The organism is Acetomicrobium flavidum (assembly GCF_900129645.1).
Classification (GTDB): Bacteria; Synergistota; Synergistia; order Synergistales; family Acetomicrobiaceae; genus Acetomicrobium; species Acetomicrobium flavidum.
In genome coordinates this window covers 382919-397809 of the sequence record NZ_FSQZ01000001.1, presented here as the reverse complement: position 1 = coordinate 397809, position 14891 = coordinate 382919, and the positions used below count along the sequence as shown (strand labels likewise).

The window sequence follows — 14891 nt, the reverse complement described above, 5'->3', positions numbered from 1 at the left end:
AATTACATGTCAGGACATTCTAAATGGGCTAACATAAAGTACAGAAAGGCTGCACAGGATTCCAAACGAGGAAAGTTGTTTCAAAAGTTGGTGAAGGCCATCATCACGGCCGCAAGGGAAGGAGGGGGAGACCCCTCTGCCAACGTTGCTCTTAAAAACGCCATAGAAAAGGCCAAGGAGGCCAATGTGCCCATGGAGAACATCCAAAGGGCCATCAAGCGAGGAACGGGCGAGATAGAGGGCGCTTCCTACGAACAGGTTATATATGAAGGCTATGGTCCGGGCGGTGTTGCCATACTGGTCGAGGCCATGACGGATAATCGCAATCGCACAGCCTCGGACATGCGTTATATCTTCACAAGGCATGGCGGATCGTTGGGAGAGGCCGGCTGCGTTTCCTGGGTCTTCGAGAAGCGAGGGGCGATCTACATATCCTCCAATGTCGATGAAGATGAACTTCTTATGACGGCAGCTGAGGCGGGCGCCTCAGATGTGGTTAAGGAAGATTCTTCGTTTATAGTATATACCGATCCCACTGCCTTGAACGAGGTCAGCGAATTTTTATCTCAAAAGGGTTACCCGATCGATCGCTGCGAGATAACGATGATACCGAAGAACACAGTTTCGGTCACCGATATAAACGATGCCTCTAAGCTGTTAAAGCTTCTTGATGCCCTCGAGGATCACGATGATGTCCAAAACGTATACGCCAACTTCGATATACCCGATGAAATATTTGATCAGCTGGAGAGCGCTTAAAGCTTATGCTGTGCCTTGGCATTGATCCAGGCATCGGTCGGGTGGGCTTTGGCTTCGTCGAAGAAAGAGGGAGCACATTGTCAAGCGTAAACTACGGTTGTATCGACACGGACTCCCATTTAATGGTTCAAGATCGTTTGAGTCTCATCTACGAGGAGTTAAAAAATCGTGTGAAAACGATCAGGCCTGACGTCTTGGCCATGGAAAGGCTCTTTTTCGGGCAAAATTTGACTACCGCAGAAAACGTCTGGCAGGCGAGGGGTGTCATATTGCTCGTGGCAGCACAAGAAGGGCTACCGGTAGTCGAGCTTACCCCATCAGAGGTAAAGATGGCCGTATGCGGTTACGGTAAGGCGAGCAAGTCGCAGGTCCAGGAGATGGTGCGCTGCATACTGTCGTTGGAGTCCGTGCCTAAGCCAGATGATACGGCCGATGCCTTAGCCGTAGCGATAGCTGGGATCTCAATCTTCAAGGTTCAGCGCCTTGCCGAAGGCAAGTGTTAAGGCATGATCAGGTTCATCTCAGGGCTTATCGTAAACATCAGAGAAAATTTGGTAGTAATAGATGTTGCGGGTGTTGGACTGGAGGTCACCTGTTCTCGTGAAGCCCTCTCCTTATGTAGGGTGGGAGATAAGGTGACCCTGCCTGTCTACCTCCATATAAGCGAAAGCGGCCCTTTGCTCTTTGGCTTTGGCGATTATTCGGAAAGGGAATTTTTCTTGATGTTAAAGAACGTAAAGGGCATGGGAGCCAGGACGGCGATATCTATACTTCGATGGCTGTCGGCGCCTGAATTGGTAAAGATCATACAGGATCAAAATCCGGAGAGGCTGGAAAGGGTTCCCGGCATAGGTCACAAGACAGCAGAGAGAATCTGTTTTGAATTAAAGGATAAGGTTAAAAAGGTTTTTGCAGGCGAAACCGACCTGCCTGAGGCAAACGATAAACTTCAGGTAATCAGATTGGCCTTGAAGGAGCTTAATTTCAGCGACGGAGAAATAAACAAGGCTATAGGAATCTTGGAGAAAAGCCAAGACATCGCATGTCAGTCGGAGGAAAAATTGCTTCAGCAGGCCTTAAGGGCTTTGATAGGATAGCAGTTCGGAGTGATGTCATATGAAGAAAAGTTCGGCCAGGCTGGTGAGCGAGCAACCGCTGTCGATGGAGGAGGACGTCTTCATCAGACCCCAAAGGCTGAATGAGTTCGTCGGCCAGGCCAAGGTAGTCAATAAACTGAGCATATTCATAAAAGCGGCCAAGGCAAGGGATGAACCTTTGGATCATTCGCTCTTTTGCGGACCCCCGGGTTTGGGTAAGACCACCCTGGCGGGAGTGATTGCCCGCGAGATGGGGGGCGAGCTTAAGACCACGACAGGCCCCGCGATCTCCCGTACCGGAGATTTGGCAGCCATACTGTCATCCCTCAAGCTAAAGGACGTACTTTTCATAGACGAAATTCACAGGCTTTCTCCTCATGTGGAAGAGGTCCTTTATTCGGCCATGGAGGACTTCTCGTTGAATATAATAATTGGGAAGGGGCCTATGGCCAGGAGTATCAGGTTGACGTTGCCGAAATTTACCTTGATAGGAGCTACTACCAAGCCCACGTTGCTGTCAGCTCCATTGAGGGGGAGGTTTGGCATTGTAGAACAGTTAGATTACTACTCCGTGGATGAGCTTGCCAATATCGTGCTTAGAGGTGCATCCGTGTTGTCCGTGACCATCGATGAGGAAGCTGTCGTGGAGATAGCCAGAAGATCAAGGGGTACGCCTCGCGTGGCGCTGCGTTTGCTGAGAAGGGTTAGGGATGTGGCCGATGCCCGTAAGATGAAGGTGATAAACCTACAGATCGCTAAGTATGCCTTGGATTTACTTGGGATCGATGAGAATGGGATCGATGAGCAGGAAAGAAAGCTTTTGAGCGTACTAATTGAGCTTTTCGGCGGAGGACCTGTTGGACTTTCAACTTTGGCGGCAGCCATGAGCGAGGAGGAAAGGACCGTAGAGGAAATCTACGAACCTTTTCTGCTTAGAAACGGGCTGATCGAGCGGACCAAGGTCGGTAGGGTTGCCACAAAAAAGGCCTACGACCTCCTAGGAATTGAGCGTGTCAAGGCCTTTCCTGAAAAAGATGAAAACCTGACGCTTTTTTGAGAGATTATTGATAGATGGTGGTGTTCATCATGCAGGATATGGGAAAGATGCTGATCATTTTCGGATTTTTCATCTTGCTTATAGGGGTTGCCCTTTACTTTGCGGGTAAAGGCGGAATTTCCTTCGGACATCTGCCTGGAGATATAGTGATTCGCAAAAAGAATGTCGTAATAATATTTCCCATTGTCAGCATGTTGATTTTAAGCCTGGTGCTATCCATCGTGTTAAATTTATTGGGCCGATGGTTCAGGTGATGAAGTAAGCTATCGAAGGGAGTGGCGTTCATGAAGCGTTATCTAAAGATTGCCTTGGCTTTCCTTTTGCTTGGAGCATTTTTCGTTCCTATGGGTTTCGCAGGAGAGCCAAGCGTATCCGTTGGTCTGGCAAGCGGAGTCTCTAACTGTACTCTTAAGGCAAACAGCATCACTTTTTACGATGCTTCCGGCAAGCAGGCTAGTTTTCGGGGTACCGTCTCCGTCAGCGCTGGAGGGCGTAACAACATAGCGGTTGGCGGAAAAACACTAGCTCTTCCGGTGACCGTAAAGTCGAAGGGCTTGCTTTATCTAAATGGCAAGCCCTATAGGGGGATATTCAGGCTCGTGGCGAGCAGCAACTCCTTTACGGTTGTAAACGAACTGCCGATCGAAGATTACCTAAAGGGCGTTTTAAAGATAGAGGTAAATCCCAATTGGCCCATGGAAGCACTGAGGGCCCAGGCAATTACGGCAAGGACTTATGCATTGGCAGAAAGGGGAAGACATGGCAGCGCGGGTTTTGACCTGTGTGCTACTGATCACTGCCTTCCCTATAGGGGGGTAAGCGCTGAGGACTCAAGATTGACGCAAGCCATAGAAAGCACGAGGGGAATGGTGTTGTACTATGGAGGGAGGCCTGCAGCTACATTTTTTCATTCAGATAGCGGTGGCTGGACGAGCAACGTCCAGTCTGTTTGGGGACAGGACATCCCCTATCTAAGGTCGGTGCAGGAGCCCTTCGAATATCAGTCCCCCTATTCGTCTTGGTCGTTAAAGATAAGCGGCGACGAGATTGGCAGAAGGCTTTCAAGGGCTGGCATAGACGTGGGTTCTGTATTTGAGATAAGACCCGCAAAATTTGGCCCTGGTGGCAGGGTTGAGACGGTTGAGATCGTCGGAAGCAGGGGAAGAAAGACCATCAAATCCCATGATCTCAGGATGGCTTTGGGTGCCAAAGAACTTAAAAGTACCATGTTTACAGTCAGTGCCGACGGGCAGGCGCCAAGGGTTGTAAAGCCTGCTCCAAAACCTTCCGAGCCCGACGGCGCTCAGTCTCAAAGCTCCACATTGATAACGCTAACCAGGGAAGGTGCGTTCACATCTGAGGAGCTCTTGGATATGCTGCTTCATCCCGAAAAGAAGGAAGAGTATGTACAAAAAGCCTTAGCACGCAGGGGGGGCAAAGCCCTTGCGCCATCGACCCCCGAAAGTTCAAGCAAAAAAGATCCCAAGCTACTCTGGCCTCAGTGGGAAATGCCCGATGAATCGGCTGACAGGGACACAACGGGGGTAGCGCGAGGCACGACGTTCGTCTTTCAGGGGAAGGGCTGGGGTCACGGGGTTGGCATGTGTCAGTGGGGAGCTAAGGCGATGGCGGAAAACGGCTGGTCGGCCGAGAAGATCGTGAAGTACTATTATCCCGGCACACAGCTACAAAAGCTTTATTGAGGTGTTTTATGTTGCAAAGACATGGATGTACTACGGTAGATATCTATGACATTTCGGCGTATGATTATGAGCTTCCCGAGGAACTCATAGCCCAATATCCCGTTGAACCTAGAGATCGTTCAAGGTTGCTGGTAGTGGATAGAAAAACCGGCAATCTCGAACATAGGGTATTTTACGAGATACCGGATTACCTAAAAGCAGGTGACGTTTTGGTCTTGAACGATACGAAGGTAATACCGGCGCGTTTTTTGGGGCGCAAAAATCAAAACGGTGGCAAGGCCGAAGTGCTGTTGGTCAAGCCATTGGATGATGGTTTCAGCTGTTGGGAGGCATTGGTGCGCCCTGGGAAAAGGTTAAATGCTGGCGACAGCGTGATCATCGATTCTGAAACTTCCATCTTGATCCTTGACAGATTGGACCAGGGAATGAGAAAGGTCCAAATAATAGGCAATGACTCTCCCTACAACGTAATTACAAAGAAAGGCAAGGTGCCACTTCCGCCCTATGTAAGTGAGAACGATAAGGCCCTGAAGAGTTATCAGACAGTCTATGCTCGAGTCGATGGCTCCGTTGCCGCCCCGACGGCCGGATTTCATTTCACTGAATCCCTTCTTAAGAGATTGGCCTCAGCAGGGATCGAACTTGTATATATAACGCTTCACGTAGGCCCGGGCACCTTTAGGCCCGTTAAGGTAAAAAACATCAAGGAACACGCAATGCATCGCGAAGATTATCACATTTCATCTAGCGCTGCTGATTCGATAAACAGGGCTAAATACGAAGGTAGGCGCATCATAGCCGTCGGAACCACGGTAGTGAGGTGCCTGGAGTCGGCAGCCGTAGACAAAGGTATTATTTCACCAGGTAAGGGAAGCACGGAACTTTTTGTATTTCCGGGCTATGAGTTTAAGGTCATTGATGGGCTAATAACGAACTTTCATCTTCCAAAAAGCACCTTGTTGATGCTCGTGTCCGCCATGGCAGGTTACGATTTGACGATGAAGGCATACCGAGAGGCGGTAAAGGAAAGGTACAGGTTTTATTCCTTTGGGGATGCCATGCTCATAATTTGATGTTTGGAGGCGATCGAATTGTGGAGGTGGGCCATCTTTGTGCCGCATCCGCCCATCATAATACCCGAAGTCGGAAGAGGGGAGGAAGCGGCCGCTGTCAAGACGATAGAGGGCATGAAAGAAATTGCCAAAAGATTGAAGGACGAACTGCCCGATTCGCTAATAATATTGACGCCCCATCATGCCATGGGCAGGGGATTGCACGTGATCTGCGCAAACCAATTTAAGGGCGACATGGGGATGTTTCGTGCACGCAACTGTAGGCTTGAAGTCGACGGCGATCCGGAGCTAGCCTCAAGCTTAGCCGAATATATGGAGTCTAAAGGATTGCCTGTCAGTCGATCGAAGGGGCGGCTTGTCGAACTAGATCACGCTTCCTTCGTTCCGCTTTATTATTTAAATAGGACATGGGGGACGTTGTCCAAGGTAGTTATAGCGAATCCTTTGGGATTGGATTACGAGGAAAGTTACACCTTGGGCAAGTTTTTGAGGCGATTTGATGCAAACGACAAAAACCTCGGCATCATATTTAGCGGAGATCTGTCTCACAGGCTAATTCCTTCCGCTCCTGCCGGATATCATCCTAGGGCCAAGGATTTCGACGCTGCCGTCGTAAGGGCATTTGAAACTTCGAACGCCGAAGAGCTTCTGTCCCTGCCTGAAGATGAGATCGAACGAGCAGGGGAGTGCGGCCTGCGTTCGGCTCTGGCATTTCTTGGCATGGCAGAGGGTGAACCCATTTCCGTGTTGTCCTACGAAGGTCCCTTTGGGGTAGGTTACTGTACGGCCATATGGATGCCGACGAAAGCTGCAAAGGGCGGCTCAAGCGGCGTCGAGTCGCATCCCTACGTTAGGCTTGCAAGGCTCTCTGTGGAACATTATCTTAAGACGAAACAGGTGTTGGACCCCTCGCAGGCATTTTCGTTATCTCCTCAGGTGGATTTATGGAGCAAAAGGCGAGGATGCTTTGTCTCGATTAAAAGGTTGGACGGCTCTTTAAGGGGGTGTATAGGTACAATTAGCCCGGTCAGGGAAAATTTGGCCTCGGAGATCATATATAACGCACTGGCGGCGGCTTTTGAGGACCCTAGGTTCATGCCCTTAAGCGAAGAGGAACTGGCGGGAGTGAGATTTTCGGTGGACGTCTTGAGCGACCTGGAGCTTGTGGCTTCTGTCGATGAGCTTGACCCTAAAGTTTACGGCGTAGTGGTGGAGAAAGGCCTTAGGAAGGGCGTGCTTCTTCCCGATCTGGAAGGGGTTGACACCGTGGAATATCAGCTAGAGATTGCAGCCCAGAAGGCCGGAATAAGCTCTCTAAAAGGAGCTAAGATTTACAGATTTACAGTTGAGCGCTACGAGGAAGTGGAAAAAGATCTATGAGGGCCCTTTACTGGCATTGGGAGGACGAAAATGTCAGGTGCGATCTCTGTCCCCATGGTTGCCTGATACCTTCCGGCAAGAGGGGACTTTGTCGCGTTCGCGAACATGTGCCGAACGAAGGGTTGGAAGCTTTAACTTACGGCATGTTCTCCAGCGTTGCCATGGACCCCATGGAAAAAAAGCCCTTATATCATTTCTTGCCGGGCAAACCTGTCCTATCTTTGGGTTCCGTGGGGTGCAACATGAGTTGTCCCTTTTGTCAGAACTGGCATATCTCCACCTGGGTGAGTCAAATCGAGATGTCCTACATTGGGGTGGATGAGCTGATATCCCTTGCAAAAAAATACCGTTCCGGGGCGGTTGCTTTCACCTATAACGAACCGCTGATATGTTTTGAATATCTCTCGGATGCCATGCCCGCCTTAAAAAAAGAGGGAATAAGGACCGTCTTGGTGACAAATGGCCTTATAAATTCCTCCCCTTTGAAGGATCTGCTTCCTCATATTAATGCTGCAAACGTTGACCTCAAGGCCTTCGACGAGACAACTTACAGGAAACTTGGAGGCGACCTGAAGATCGTGCAGTCTACCTTGAAGTCTATGGTCAGCTGTGACGTACATGTCGAGATAACGCATCTCTTGGTAACGGGCATCAATGATGACCTGTCCAAGTTCGAGAAGATGTGCTCCTGGATTGCCGGTGAGCTTGGAAAAGGCGTTCCGCTTCATATTTCAAGGTATTTCCCGGCATATAAGTGGAATAAGCCGCCTACAGATATTTTGCTGCTGAAAAAGGCGAAGGAGATCGCCTTAAGATACTTAAACTTCGTGTACCTTGGCAATGTGCCTGATGACTGCGATACTCATTGCCCCGGATGCGGAAAGCTGGCCATAAAAAGGAGTGGCTATGACGTCAAGTTGCTTGCCGTAAATCCTGATGGCACCTGTCCCGGGTGCGGTAGTGATTTGGGGATTGTACTTTTTTGATTTTATGGCATACTTTAAATAACGAATTCCAATCTTTAGACTTTAGGGAGGAGCAGGCATGGAAACGATTCACCTCAACGGTCATTCTTTGACGTTGGAAGACGTCGTTAAGGTTGCCAGGGGCGGTTGCAGGGTGGACTTGGATCCGGCAGCAAAGGCCTTTGTGCAGCGAGGGGCTTCCATCGTGGAGAAGTGGGTCGAGGAAGGCAGGGTCGTATACGGGATTACGACCGGGTTTGGCGATCTCGCTTCCGTCACTATTCCCTCGGAACAGAGCGAGACCCTACAGGAGAACCTGCTTAAAAGTCATGCTTCCGGAGTGGGAGATCCCTTCGATGAAGCCGTTGTTCGAGCAATTATGTTGCTTCGCATAAATACCCTGATAAGGGGCTTTTCCGGGATAAGCCTGGAGACTTTGTCGCTCCTGGTCGATATGTTAAACTGCGGTATCCATCCGGTGATACCCTCTCAGGGTTCAGTAGGAGCCAGCGGAGATTTGTGTCCTCTGTCTCACCTGGCCATAGCCCTTTTGGGCCTTGGGGAGGTCTTTTACAAGGGCCAAAGGATGTCGGCTGCTCGTGCCCTGGAGCAAGCCGGCCTCAAGCCCATTAAGCTTAAACCCAAAGAGGGGCTTGCCTTAAACAATGGTACGGCCGCCACGACGGCGGTAGCCTCCTTAGCCCTATATGACGCGCTAAAATTGTCCAAGGTAGCCGACATAGCGGGGGCCATGTCGCTTGAAGCGCTCCATGGCGTTCCTTACGCATTCGATCCGCGGACACATGACTTGAGGCCACACTTTGGCCAAAGAGCAAGCGCATCGAACGTCAGGCGTCTCATCGAAGGAAGTGAGATTATAGAGGCCTTCAAGGCTGCGAGGGTTCAGGATGCTTACTCCCTCAGGTGCATTCCGCAGGTGCACGGTGCCAGCCGTGATGCCTTGGACTTCGTTCGCCAAAAGATAGACATCGAGATTAATTCCGTAACCGATAACCCGTTGATATTTCCCGCCGACGGCGAGGCCTTGAGCGGTGGCAACTTCCACGCTCAGCCGATAGCGTTGGCCATGGACTTTTTGGGCATCGCCGTGGCTGAGTTTGCTAACATCTCCGAAAGGCGTGTTGCAAGGCTTGTAGACCACAAGCTTTCAGGATTGCCCGCCTTCTTGATGGAAAACAGCGGCGTGAACAGCGGATTTATGATACCTCAATATGTATGTGCAGCCCTCGTCTCCGAAAACAAGGTACTGGCTCACCCATCCTCGGTGGATTCCATTCCCACCTCGGCCGGCCAGGAAGATCACGTATCCATGGGGGCTTACGCTGCAAGAAAGGCTCGCAACATCTTGTCCAACGCCCAAAAGGTCATAGCCATAGAGATGCTTGCCGCAGCTCAGGCCCTGGAGTTTAGCCTGCCCCTTAAACCAGGCAAGGGGGTTTACAGGGCTTATCAGCTCATCAGGGAAAAGGTGCCCTTCCTTGAGGAAGATGCCTTCATGGCCCCACTGGTGAGCGAGGTCGTAAAGCTCGTGGAGAGCGGTGAAATTATAAATGCAGTTGAAGGTGAGATAGGGGAGCTTGACTGAGCGTCGCACCAAAGGACGTTATGAATGCCCTTATTGGCATAATAATAGCTTAATTACTTAAACCAGGAGGTTTGTGATTCATGGTGAAGTTGATCGAATGCGTTCCAAATTTCAGCGAAGGCAGACGTGCGGATGTGATAGAGGCCATAGTTAAGCCCTTTAAGGAGACAAAGGGATGTTATTTGCTGGATTACAGGGCAGACCCCGATCACAATCGCCTTGTCGTGAGCTTGGTCGGGGAGCCGGAGGCCCTTGAGGAGTCGCTCATCAAATCGGCCAAGGTTGCCATAGAAAACATAGATTTAAACAAACATCAGGGTGCTCACCCTAGGATAGGCGCCGTAGATGTAATCCCCTTTGTTCCCTTGAGGAACACCACCATGGAGGAATGTGTAGAGTTTTCAAGGAAATTTGCCCAACTGTTTCACGATGAGACCAAGGTTCCCGTCTACTTCTATGAAGAGTCGGCCTTAAGACCTGAACGGCGCAACCTGGAAGTGATCAGAAAGGGGCAGTACGAGGTCTTAAAGGAAGAGATAATCAAGCCTGAGAGGCACCCCGATATAGGGGAACCTAAATTACATCCTACTGCCGGGGCTACGGTGATAGGAGCAAGGAAGTTTCTGGTAGCCTTTAACGTGAACTTGCACACTCAGGACGTGAATATAGCCAAGGCAATTGCCAAGGCAATTAGATCGTCAAGCGGCGGATTTTCTGCGGTCAAGGCCATCGGGCTTGAGCTCAAGGAGAGAGGCATGACGCAGGTCAGCATGAACATAGTCGATTACGAGAAGAATGCGCTGTATCGCGTGTTAGAGTTAATTAAGGCTGAAGCTAAACGCTGGGGTATTTCGATAGCCGAAACGGAAGTTTATGGTATGGTCCCTGCGGCAGCTCTACTTGAAAGCACATCTTATTACATGCAAATAGCAGATTTTGATCCCAATCAGGTCATAGAATTGAGGCTTTTGGATTTATTGGGAAGGGATTGATGATGACCTTAAAGCTTTTTAGAAATGCGCGCATATATACTCCCATAGATGACGGCAAGCCATTGGCTGGCAATGAAATGGGATATGTAGCCGTCACAGAAGAGGGGGCCTTGATAGTCGAAGAAGGCTATATCGCCAGCATTGGTCAAGAAAGGGAGATCTTGGAAAGCCTGCCTTCCGGTGAGGAAGTCGAGGAAATAGACCTCGAAGGCAGATGCATCATCCCGGGCTTCGTCGATCCTCATACGCACGCTTGTTTTATGGGGACGAGGGAAAGGGAATTCGTCATGCGCCTCCAAGGCGCTTCTTACCTCGATATCCTAAAGATGGGTGGCGGGATACTATCGACTGTCGATAAGGTGAGGTCGGCCAGCAAGGAGGAGCTTTACGAAAATACGAAAGAAGTCGTATCAAGGGCAGCAAAAAGCGGCATCACCACCATAGAAATAAAAAGCGGTTATGGCCTCTCCCTCGAGCATGAAATCAAGATGCTCGAGGTGATAGGCCAACTGAACGGCAATCCGCTTGACGTTGTGCCCACCTTCATGGGAGCTCACGCCATTCCGATGGAATACAAGGACAACCCCAAGGCTTATGTGGAGCTTGTGATTGACGAAATGATTCCCTACGTTGCGAAACGTAACCTTGCTAAGTACTGTGATGTCTTTTGCGAGGAAGGTGTATTTTCTGTAGAAGATGCAAGAAGGATCCTGCAGGCAGCAAGAGGATACGGCTTGGGCTTAAAGCTTCATGCAGATGAGGTTTATGATCTGGGAGGGGCGAAGCTTGCCGCAGAGCTCAAGGTCGACTCGGCAGAACATCTTCTTGCTGCAAGCGATGAAGGTCTAAGGGCTATGGCTCAAAATGGGATTTTGGCCGTCCTTTTGCCTGCCACGGCCTTTAGTCTGAGGAAGCCCTTTGCCCGCGCAAGGAGGATGATGGAATTGGGCGTTCCGGTGGCCCTGGCCACGGATTGCAATCCCGGTTCCTGTTATTGCGAGTCCATGGAGATGGTATATAGGCTTGCCGTATTGGGCATGGGTTTGTCGATGGAGGAAGCATTGACGGCATCTACCCTCAATGCCGCCTACGCCATAGGAATGGCCCGCCAGGTTGGAAGCCTTCAGAGAGGCAAGAAGGCGGACTTTGTAGTCTTGGAAGGCGAAACGCCCGGCGTTATGGCTTATCATCTTGGGGCCACGAACGTCAAAGAAGTGTATAAAATGGGAAAAAAGATTTGATCGAGGGGTGATGGCATGTCTATGATGAAGATGTCCATAGAGGAGTTTTTGAAGGAGCTGGCGTCAGACTCTCCTGCTCCCGGCGGCGGAAGCGTTGCCGCCCTTGGAGGAGCTCTGGGAGCAGCTTTGGTTGCCATGGTCGCAAGGCTTACCGTTGGAAAGGAAAAGTATAAGGATCAATGGACGTGCATGGAAGAGCTTGCAGGGAAGGCCGATGATTTGCGCGATAGATTTTTGGCCTTAATGGACGAAGATACCGCAGCCTTCAACGACTTCATGGATGCAATGCGGCTTCCTAAAAATAGCGATGAGGAAAAAGCCAGGCGGAGCGCCGCCATGCAGGAAGCCCTGAAAAAAGCTGCACTTGTTCCGATGAAGACATTGCAGTCTTGCTGTGAACTTGCGGAATATGCCAAACGGGCTGTGGAGGGTGGAAACGTGAACGCGATTACCGATGGCGGTACTGCCTTGCTGTTATCTTCTTCCTCTTCCAAAGCTGCTGCTTATAACGTGAGGATAAACCTGGCGGGGGTCAGGGATCAAGATTTTTGCGATAAGACCAGGAGGGAGTTGGAAAACCTCATAAAGGAGATCGACGCCGTTGTAGGCGAAGGACTCAAAAAGGTTGAGGAAAATTTATAATTTACAAAGCAATCTTTAAGGCGAAGCGGCAAGGCCAGGCCTGTTGACAATGATGAACGGGTTTGATAAAGTGTATTAGTCGAGCGACGGGGCATATTTGGGTGGTTAGTTCAGAGGGAGAACGCTTCCTTGACGCGGAAGAGGTCGCAGGTTCGAGTCCTGCACCACCCACCATGAGGGCATAAAAGGAGTCTGGTCTGAAAGCTAGACTCCTTTTTTTGTAGCCTCAGAAAGAGAGTTGATGGCATCGTGATAAAGGGAACTGGAGTGGACCTGTGCAGCATACCAAGGATGAAGCTTCACATTCGATCTGAGAAATTCTTGAAAAGGGTCTTTTCCGAAGAAGAGATTTCCTTTGCTCTTTCGAAGGCCTGTCCTGAACAGCACTTCGCTGGCTATTACGCTGCCAGGGAGGCCCTGGCCAAGGCCTTGACGTTGGGCTTGTGGGACATGGGATTGAAAAACGCCTGGGTAGTTCACGGCAAAATGGGCGAACCGCAGTTCAGTTTTAATGATATATTAATCAAAATACTGGCAGAAAGAGGCATAAGTAAAGCTTGGCTCTCAATCAGCCATGAACGGGATATGGCCATAGCTTTTGTCATGTTGGAGGCATGAACATGATTCCTCTTTGCAGTGCCGAAACGGCTAAATTGGTGGACAGGATGATCATGGAGGAACTTTCCCTCCCAGGTTCGGTCCTGATGGAAAACGCCGGCAGAGCAGTGGCGTCCTTTGTGTCGCAGTCTTTAAGAAGACGAGGCAAAGGCAAGGTTTTGATCTTTGCGGGCCCGGGGAATAACGGCGGAGATGGGTTCGTTGCAGCCAGGCATTTACTTAACGAGGGGTTTGATGTCAAGGCAATATCCTCTCTTCCCATGCTTGAATCTTACAAGGGTGATGCACTTATCAACGCAAACGCCTTCATGAAACTTGGAGGAGGCATATCCTTCTCGGAGGACTTATCGGATTCGCAGCTTGAAGGCGAAATAGATGGGGCAGATATATGCATAGATGCTCTCCTGGGAGTAGGCTTCAGGGGGGCCCCGGAAGGGGAAGTGGCCAGGTTGATAAGGGCGTTGCGTCGAGCCTCTTTCATCGTCTCAGTGGATGTGCCGAGCGGTGTGGATGCCTCATCGGGACGCATTCCCGGCTTGGCGGTCAAGGCTGACGTGACACTTACGATGCACGTTCACAAAACTGGCCTTTATGTGGCACCGGGCGCCTTTTGCTCCGGAAGGGTCATCCTCGTCGACATTGGCGTACCCACTATGCTTGGGGCTTTGACGTTTGAAAACAGGTGTTTTTTATGGGATGAAAATGCCTCTTGCAACGCCTTACCGGAAAGACCCTTAGGATTACATAAGGGCGATAGAGGTTGTGTGGCCGTTTTGGGCGGGTCCGACATTTACAGGGGTGCTCCTACTCTTTCCGCCCTTGGTGCATTAAGGGCGGGAGCCGGCATCGTCTATGTGATCCTTCCTGAGGAGGTATATCTGCAGTATGGCCAGTTTCTGCCTGAAGCCATATATCTTCCTGTCAGGTCGGATAAAAGGACCTTGTCTGTAAAGGCGCTTGAGACCTTGAATGCCCTGGAAAGCAACATAGATGTGCTTGTCGTAGGTCCCGGCATGGGCAGAGGAGAGGATACGATGGCATTGGTGTCCCTGTTATGGGAAAGATGGCATAAAAAAATGGTCTGCGATGCTGACGCGCTTTATGCACTTTCTGTATCATCCTCGACGTTAAAAAGAAAAGACGACGTAATTTTAACTCCCCATGAAGGAGAGGCAGCGAGGTTGCTGGCCTGCAAACCTTCATGGATTGGGGAAAATCGCTTGGAATCGGCAGAAAGGCTCTCTCAAAGGTTTGGCCCGTGCGTGTTAAAAGGTTATCACAGCGTAATTACCAATGGATTCGAGCATAGAGTGGTAGATTCGGGCAGTCCTGCACTTTCCACGCCGGGATCCGGCGATGTGCTAAGCGGCGTGATCGGTGCTTTTTGGGCGTCTAATTTGAAACTCATGGATGCAGCGAGCTTAGCCGTGTGGCTTCACGGAAGGGCAGGAGAGCTGTTGGAGTTAAAGAAGGGGCTCGATGGAAATCTTTCCAGGGAGATCGCCGACGAAATAAGGTCCCTAATGGGAGATATGAGATATGGCAAGAAGACGAATAGATTGGGAAGAGGAGCTGAAGAAGACCGAAAGGACAAGAATTCGCGGATTTAAAATTACCTTTCTGTCGTTTGCCCTTACGGCGCTTTTCTTCATGTGCTTTAGGTTCCAGGGCTCTCGTGCACGTATTCCTTTATATGTGCTGATAGTGCTCTTTGGCCTTTTGGGCGTGCTATTGTTATTTAGAAGGAAAACATGATTG

The 14891-nt window shown here is 50.2% G+C and carries 16 protein-coding genes and 1 tRNA gene; all 17 read left to right on the top strand.

Annotated features, from left to right (window positions below; all coding sequences use genetic code 11):
- The first annotated feature begins 6 nt into the window (after positions 1–6).
- Positions 7–759 carry a YebC/PmpR family DNA-binding transcriptional regulator gene (locus BUQ78_RS02005; RefSeq protein ID WP_014806585.1) on the top strand — a complete coding sequence of 251 codons (753 nt, stop codon included), beginning with the start codon at positions 7–9 and terminating at the stop codon, positions 757–759.
- Between the two features lie 5 nt (positions 760–764).
- Positions 765–1262, top strand: coding sequence for a crossover junction endodeoxyribonuclease RuvC (gene ruvC, locus BUQ78_RS02000; protein WP_074199114.1), 498 nt, complete (start codon positions 765–767; stop codon positions 1260–1262).
- Positions 1263–1265: 3 nt separating this feature from the next.
- Positions 1266–1856, top strand: a complete 591-nt coding sequence (gene ruvA, locus BUQ78_RS01995; RefSeq protein ID WP_014806587.1) for a Holliday junction branch migration protein RuvA — start codon at positions 1266–1268, stop codon at positions 1854–1856.
- A gap of 19 nt (positions 1857–1875) precedes the next feature.
- Positions 1876–2913, top strand: coding sequence for a Holliday junction branch migration DNA helicase RuvB (gene ruvB, locus BUQ78_RS01990; RefSeq protein ID WP_014806588.1), 1038 nt, complete (start codon positions 1876–1878; stop codon positions 2911–2913).
- A 29-nt stretch (positions 2914–2942) separates the two neighbouring features.
- Positions 2943–3167 carry a DUF2905 domain-containing protein gene (locus BUQ78_RS01985; protein WP_014806589.1) on the top strand — a complete coding sequence of 75 codons (225 nt, stop codon included), beginning with the start codon at positions 2943–2945 and terminating at the stop codon, positions 3165–3167.
- Positions 3168–3197: 30 nt separating this feature from the next.
- Positions 3198–4616, top strand: coding sequence for a SpoIID/LytB domain-containing protein (locus BUQ78_RS01980; protein WP_074199113.1), 1419 nt, complete (start codon positions 3198–3200; stop codon positions 4614–4616).
- Between the two features lie 8 nt (positions 4617–4624).
- A complete protein-coding gene (queA, locus tag BUQ78_RS01975) occupies positions 4625–5689 on the top strand; it encodes a tRNA preQ1(34) S-adenosylmethionine ribosyltransferase-isomerase QueA (RefSeq protein WP_074199112.1) in 1065 nt (354 codons plus the stop codon).
- Between the two features lie 18 nt (positions 5690–5707).
- On the top strand, positions 5708–7069 hold the full coding sequence (gene amrA, locus BUQ78_RS01970; protein ID WP_074199111.1) for an AmmeMemoRadiSam system protein A: 1362 nt from the start codon (positions 5708–5710) through the stop codon (positions 7067–7069).
- Entirely contained in the window at positions 7066–8055 is a 990-nt protein-coding gene (gene amrS / locus BUQ78_RS01965) for an AmmeMemoRadiSam system radical SAM enzyme (RefSeq protein ID WP_074199110.1), read from the top strand. Before amrA ends, amrS begins: the two co-directional genes overlap by 4 nt.
- A gap of 58 nt (positions 8056–8113) precedes the next feature.
- Positions 8114–9640, top strand: a complete 1527-nt coding sequence (gene hutH, locus BUQ78_RS01960) for a histidine ammonia-lyase (RefSeq protein WP_074199109.1) — start codon at positions 8114–8116, stop codon at positions 9638–9640.
- Positions 9641–9720: 80 nt separating this feature from the next.
- Complete coding sequence (gene ftcD, locus BUQ78_RS01955) at positions 9721–10632, top strand: glutamate formimidoyltransferase (protein WP_014806595.1); 912 nt, start codon at positions 9721–9723, stop codon at positions 10630–10632.
- 2 nt (positions 10633–10634) lie between these two features.
- Positions 10635–11873, top strand: coding sequence for an imidazolonepropionase (hutI, locus tag BUQ78_RS01950; RefSeq protein WP_074199108.1), 1239 nt, complete (start codon positions 10635–10637; stop codon positions 11871–11873).
- A 15-nt stretch (positions 11874–11888) separates the two neighbouring features.
- Positions 11889–12515: a cyclodeaminase/cyclohydrolase family protein gene (locus BUQ78_RS01945; RefSeq protein ID WP_074199107.1), complete on the top strand. Its 627-nt coding sequence runs from the start codon at positions 11889–11891 to the stop codon at positions 12513–12515.
- A 99-nt stretch (positions 12516–12614) separates the two neighbouring features.
- Positions 12615–12689, top strand: a tRNA-Val gene (locus BUQ78_RS01940).
- A 75-nt stretch (positions 12690–12764) separates the two neighbouring features.
- Positions 12765–13133 carry a holo-ACP synthase gene (locus BUQ78_RS01935; protein ID WP_074199106.1) on the top strand — a complete coding sequence of 123 codons (369 nt, stop codon included), beginning with the start codon at positions 12765–12767 and terminating at the stop codon, positions 13131–13133.
- A gap of 2 nt (positions 13134–13135) precedes the next feature.
- A complete protein-coding gene (locus BUQ78_RS01930; RefSeq protein WP_074199105.1) occupies positions 13136–14743 on the top strand; it encodes a bifunctional ADP-dependent NAD(P)H-hydrate dehydratase/NAD(P)H-hydrate epimerase in 1608 nt (535 codons plus the stop codon).
- Entirely contained in the window at positions 14673–14888 is a 216-nt protein-coding gene (locus tag BUQ78_RS09980) for a hypothetical protein (protein WP_143228303.1), read from the top strand. The genes BUQ78_RS01930 and BUQ78_RS09980 overlap by 71 nt, the downstream gene beginning before the upstream one ends.
- Positions 14889–14891: the final 3 nt, after the last annotated feature.